Raw genomic sequence first — 629 nt, 5'->3', positions numbered from 1 at the left:
CTTCCACGGGCTGTCCCACGCGTACGCGTCCCGCCGGGCGGCGGCGCTGACCGGTGGGAGCAGGGTGGTGACCTGCCATCTGGGGTCGGGCGCGTCGCTGGCGGCCGTCCGCGACGGCGTCGGTGTCGACACCACCATGGGGTTCACCCCGCTGGAGGGGCTGGTCATGTCGACCCGCTCCGGCACGGTCGACCCGGGCCTGCTGCTGTGGCTGCAGACGTCGGTCGGCCTGTCCGCCGATGAGCTCACCGACGCGCTGTTCCACCGATCGGGCCTGGCCGCCCTCGCCGGCACCCCGGACATGCGTGCGGTCGTGGACCGCGCCGCCACCGGTGAGGCCGCGTCTTCCCTGGCCCTGGCGGTCTACCTGCACCGCCTACGTGCACAGATCGCCGCGATGGTCGCGGCCCTCGGCGGCCTGGACACGCTGGTCTTCACCGGCGGGGTGGGGGAGCGCTCCGCGGTGGTGCGGGCCGGCGCCGTGGACGGTCTGGGATTTCTCGGCGTGGGCGTCGATCCGGACAGCAATGCCGCCCATGCCGGTGGCGACCGCGACATCACCGCTGCCGGCTCGCCGGCCCGGACGCTCGTTGTCGAGGCCCGCGAGGACCTGGAGATCGTCCGGGGCG

Annotated in this window: 1 pseudogene; it reads left to right on the top strand. The window is 74.6% G+C overall.

The window, feature by feature from the left end:
* Positions 1 to 629 (top strand): annotated as a pseudogene (locus DD1DGNOD_RS21180) (acetate/propionate family kinase); the annotation flags it as partial.

The sequence above is a fragment of the Candidatus Protofrankia californiensis genome, from assembly GCF_900634765.1.
GTDB lineage: Bacteria > Actinomycetota > Actinomycetes > Frankiales > Frankiaceae > Protofrankia > Protofrankia californiensis.
The sequence above is the reverse complement of the archived record's forward strand: the minus strand, read 5'-3'. Positions and strand labels throughout refer to the sequence as shown.